Here is a 5256-nt window from a genome sequence, read left to right on the forward strand (position 1 = left end):
CAGAAGCCATCATCTCTGGAATTCTTGGACTTGACGGAACAAGCAGGTGACACAACCGGTAACGGTTTGTTGGATTCTTTCTTCCTGGACAACTCAGGTACGCAAGCTATTCAGCAATACAACAAGATTATGAACGACCCCGATATGCAAATTTGGTTGGCCAACGATCCGAATGGTGAATTGGCCCAGCAAGTGGCGGCACTGCGTCAGCAAATTGCGGATCGTGCTGAATACCAAGCTACGTTGAACGACTATACTGATTTGCTATCACGTGCCGAATTGAATCCGGGCGAGCAATCAGTTTCGGTTACGATTACAGTTACGACCTCAGTGGTTGTTAACGGACAATCATATACGGTTAAGTTGCCGTATGATCCGGAAAATCCGGTTGACATGAACGACCCAGCACAAATGGCTAAGCTACAAGCATTGGCCTTGTCTAAGTTGCAAGCTAGCCACCCTGAATTGGCTGACTTGTCAACGGATGACTTGGATATCGCATCAGTTAAGACGCCTTTGACGCAATCTGACTTGCTTGATTATGTTGAAAAGCACGCGGATGAAAAGTCAGTCATGGCGAAGTACTACGAAGTCGATGCCAATGGTAATGCGGTTCGTGATGCGGACGGTAATCCAGTGCCAACGGATGCGTTGAAGGATTTGCAGACGAAGGTCGAAACGGACCCGAAGGCGGTTGCCAGTTATGGTGATTTGCCGGTTGCCCCAAAGCCTAACGATTACACGAAGGCTGATGGAACACCGGTACCGTCATACTACGACACGCAAGGTGCGTTGTTGAGTACGGTTAAGCAAGCTGCGATTACCGATGCCAACATTACAATCGCGAAGATTCAGCAAGTTCAGGACACCTTGTTGGCCGCCGGTGATACGGCTGGTGCGGCCGCTTTGCAAGATCAGATTGATAAAGTGCAAAACGTGTTGAACCAAGTACCCGTTGTGGCACCGGCCGATACGGACTCTGATTTCTTCTATATTCGTTCTTTGACGAAGCAGATTGAAACGACGACGACGGAAACAACGACGACTGCCACTGAAAAGACAGTTACGCAGTTGGCTAATGAAGATACGAAGGCGGCTTTGTCAAATGCCGTGACGACTGGTAAGGTTGCGTCTGATGCAGCCCAACAGTTGATTACAGCTGGATCAAACACGCCATACGAGTTGGCGAAGGACGTTATTAAGACCGCGGTTGATGGCGGAACGATTTCGTCATCAATGGGTGATACGTTGTTGAAAGACACGTCAACGGTTGCTGATATTCGTAACAATGTGAATGAGCAAATGAACACCAAGGACAGTTCAGGTCGTGGTAATTTGGATACGACGACAGGAAATAACTTGTTGAACGCGATTGATTCGGCCGTTGGTAAGGCTGCCGATGACTTTACGTTGAACAAGTCAGCCGCCGTTGGTGCAGCCGTTGCAAGTTCGGTTGCAAGTTCGGTTGCCAGTGAAATCGCGAGTTCGGTTGCGTCAGCCGTTGGTGGACTAGATAGTGCCGCAATGTCATCATTGGCATCTAGTGTGGCCAAGAGTATGGCGTCAAGCATGGCGTCACACGTCGTGACGGACGCAAGCCAGGTCGCTTCCGCATTGGCAAGTAATTCGGCCGCTGTGTTGAATTCCGATGGAACGGTTAACTCATCCGTTGCAATTACGGATACCGTTTCGAAGGCGCAAAGTGCCATCGCGGATAGTACGGCATCAGTTGCGCCAAGTGCATCTGATGATGCCGATAGTGAAGCAACGGATGATCATGATGATGAAACCGGAACGGTTGCCATTGCAGCGGTGACGCCACCATCAAATCCATTCGACATTTACACGTCACCAAACATGTTTAATAGTTTGGTTCACACCAGTTCAAGTGATTTGGTGCAAAATGACAACCAGAATATGCAAGTCATTTTGTCTGATACACGTAAGTACAAGACAAACATTAATATCACAGCTCAATTGGCACCTAATTTCCGTTCAAATACAGGTGAATTAGAAAATGCGCAACTCTTTATGAGTAAGACGACTTTGCCAACGGCAAGCGATGATGCGTTAACGCAAGTTGCAAGCTCGGGCTCAACGGTGTTGGGTTCAGGATTGTATATGCGAAATGCGATTGCGATTGGGGCTGATCCAGTTACAATTGCATCGGGTATGATGACAAAGACGACGACGCTGACGTACAATAACGTTTACCTCAATATTCCACAGCCAACTTCAGGTAATAAGCCGATTGGCACTGGTGATTACAAGGGAACGATTGTTTGGACGGTTAATGCTGTGCAGGGTAACACACTCGGCGATACAAAGTAGGAGGCAAAAAGATGAAGCGAACAAGTAAATACTGGCTTTTGACGCTTGCCATTGTACTTGGGTTGGCCGGCGGTGTGGTTCACGCCGACGATGATGACGGCGTACAGCAAGACAGCGCCACGACAGATATGACGGCGACTGTTAAATCTGGTGGGTTGCAACTATTAAACGTTGATACTGCGGTTGATTTTTCACGGGTTAGTTTGACCCAACTGTTTAGCAATAACAGTGCTTTGACGGCAAATAACTCGACGGCCTTAACAGATACGGATGGCTACCAATTAGCGGGTGCGGCCATTACCGGTAATATAGAAAATTACACGTCAAATGGTAACTGGCAACTAATGGCGACGTTTACTGGTTTTCGCAAAGCAACTGCGGACGCTAAGGGAAACGCCACCTATGACCCAAATGGGGCAGAGCTAAAAACGCAGATGCAACTATTTGGAGTCACGTTACCAGAAAATACCCCCACGACGTTAATTGAGGGTGGCAAGACGTACGGAATGGCCAATAAATCGGATAGTGTGATGCGGGTAACGGCGAATGCTTTCGGTGAAACTAAGCTGGCTGATTTGAACGTTGTGCCAATCGTGACGGTTTACCGGCAAATGCCTGCGTTAGGCACTTATATGGGCCAGATTAATTATGAATTGACGCAAGATGCTGGTGCAGCGGTCACTGGCGAATAGGAGTGCTTGAAATGAAACGAATGAAATTATTAATGGCACTACTTGTGACGGCATTTGTGTCATTGGCTAGTCAGACAGTTTCGGCGGATAATTCGATGAATTATGTGGTGTCACCACAGATGCCAGATAATCAAATTGATAAAACCCTCGGCTTTTATAATCTGAAAGCCAATCCAGGTGCTAGTCAAACCTTGTATGTCACGGTGCAGAACGTCGCCTCAAAGGATATCAAAATTCACATTGAGACTGGGTCGGCCGGTACTACAGCGACGGGATCGGTTGATAATGTGATGGCGGCCGACAAGGTGAAAGAGTTACCTGTAAAAATGGGTGAGCTGTTGTCTGTCGAACATCCTGATATCACGATTAAGGCAAAGACCTCTGTTGATGTGCCTGTGAAGTTTACGATGACCAAGCAAAAGGTGACAGGCTTAATTGCCGGCGGCCTACGTTTTTCAGAAGTTGATGATACATCAAGCGTGACAAACAATAATGCGATTCAAACGAAGTTGGCCTATGCCTTGGCTGTAATGGCGCGCCAAAGTGATGACTTACCAAAGCCAAAGCTTGATTTTGGTGGTGCCAAAGCCAGTCAGGTTGATGGCCAAAACGTTGTGAAGTTAACATTTAACAACGTGACGAGTACCTTTGTTAATCGCTTGGCTGTCACGGCTAGGGTAACTGATAACAAAGGTAAGACGGTTAAAAAGTTTGCCCAATCAATGATGCAAATGGCCCCAAATTCAACAATGAACTGGGCCATGCAATTACAGGGAAAAGCGTTTAAGGCTGGTACGTACCATGTTGCGACGGTTGCTTACTATTCACAGAATACCAACGGTAAATATAAGGCCGCTGATGGGACGAAGTATAATTACAAGCAGACGTTTAAATCAACGTTTACCTTGAGTGCAAATCAAGCGCAAAAGTTGAATCGAACGGATGCTGTCCAAAACGCGGCAAATCATTTACCGGTCTGGGCCTGGATTATTATTGTGCTCTTAGTCATTGTGTTTGGCTTAGTTGCCTTTATCATTTTGTGGTTCTTAAAGATGCGGAAGCCTAACTTGGCAATTTTCGTGTTACCAGCAAAATGGTGGCGCAAGATGACACATAAAGCAGAAAAGTAACGGCTAACTTAATAAATCGGTCAGTGATGTAATTGGCATCTGACATACGAGCATTTGGGAATTCTGTTAGCGCTTCCAAATGACCTTAAATTAAGGTTTCTATCGGCTTTTGAGGGTTTGGGAAAAAGTAAAATGTTTGGGGGCTTCTATTACATAATGTAAGTGGGTAAAAAGTATTCTTTTATCCATGAGAAGTTATCAAGCCAAATGATGGGAAATCAAGTTGATAACAAACTTTTAGCAATAGAGAATGGTGGGACTTGAGGAGAGACTTGTCCCAGTAGAGAGAAAAGAGGAAACGAATATGATGTTTAAGAAGACTTTGGCATCTGCTGTGCTTGGGGCTGCCGTTTTGGTTGCACCAGTTGCAGCATTTGCTGCGAATGAAACGGCTGCTTCAGATACAGCTGATGTTACTTCAGCAACGACAACTGGATCAGTTAAGTTCGAAGCTGGTCACTTGTCACTATACAATGTTAACGATGCTGTTGACTTTGGTAGTGCAAATGCCGCAGCTGTTTATGCAAGTGGCTACGATAAGACTGCCGATGACGAATCAGTGAACGTTGATGATTTCTTGGCCGATAACGGTCAATGGACGTTGAACGTTAAGCAAGGTGGCTGGGTTAAGGGTACTGATGGTACCACGGCTGGTGAGACGGCTTTGAACAACAACGCTACGTTGAAGATTGGCGAAAAGACGATCACAACTGACGGAACTGATTTAACGACAGGTAACGCAGCAAACAATGGTAAGGCCATTGACTTGGGTAAGTACTCATTGAGCGTTGCTAAGAACACTAATGTTAACGCTGGTACATACACGAACACGTTGACTTGGTCATTGTCAAACGTTGCTGGTGCCGCAACGAAGTAAAGCTTTTAAACCATCTTTGATTTCCCATCATTTGGCTTGGTAAAGAGAGAGTATTTCGTGTAAGAGGTTATATACATAATGAAAAAGATGACATGGCTAGCGTTTGCAGTCGGTGTCGGTGCTGTAACGTTGTCTGGGACAACCGTTCATGCAGCCCAGGCTGACTTAAACGTCACTCCCGTACAAGCAGCGAGTCAACGTGATAAGAGTGAGAGTTTCTTCGATC

4 protein-coding genes are annotated in these 5256 nt (G+C 46.2%); all 4 read left to right on the forward strand.

Annotated features, from left to right (window positions below; translation table 11 throughout):
- On the forward strand, window positions 1–2331 hold a 2331-nt coding region (locus tag WEIDD23_RS03995; protein WP_197458797.1), incomplete at its 5' end, for a hypothetical protein.
- Window positions 2332–2342: 11 nt separating this feature from the next.
- On the forward strand, window positions 2343–3023 hold the full coding sequence (locus WEIDD23_RS04000) for a hypothetical protein (RefSeq protein ID WP_010373472.1): 681 nt from the start codon (window positions 2343–2345) through the stop codon (window positions 3021–3023).
- A gap of 11 nt (window positions 3024–3034) precedes the next feature.
- A complete protein-coding gene (locus WEIDD23_RS04005) occupies window positions 3035–4153 on the forward strand; it encodes a WxLIP family cell surface protein (protein ID WP_010373474.1) in 1119 nt (372 codons plus the stop codon).
- Window positions 4154–4457: 304 nt separating this feature from the next.
- A complete protein-coding gene (locus WEIDD23_RS04010; RefSeq protein ID WP_010373477.1) occupies window positions 4458–5030 on the forward strand; it encodes a hypothetical protein in 573 nt (190 codons plus the stop codon).
- Window positions 5031–5256 lie beyond the last annotated feature (226 nt).

This window comes from Weissella sp. DD23 (assembly GCF_001579105.1).
GTDB lineage: Bacteria > Bacillota > Bacilli > Lactobacillales > Lactobacillaceae > Weissella > Weissella cibaria.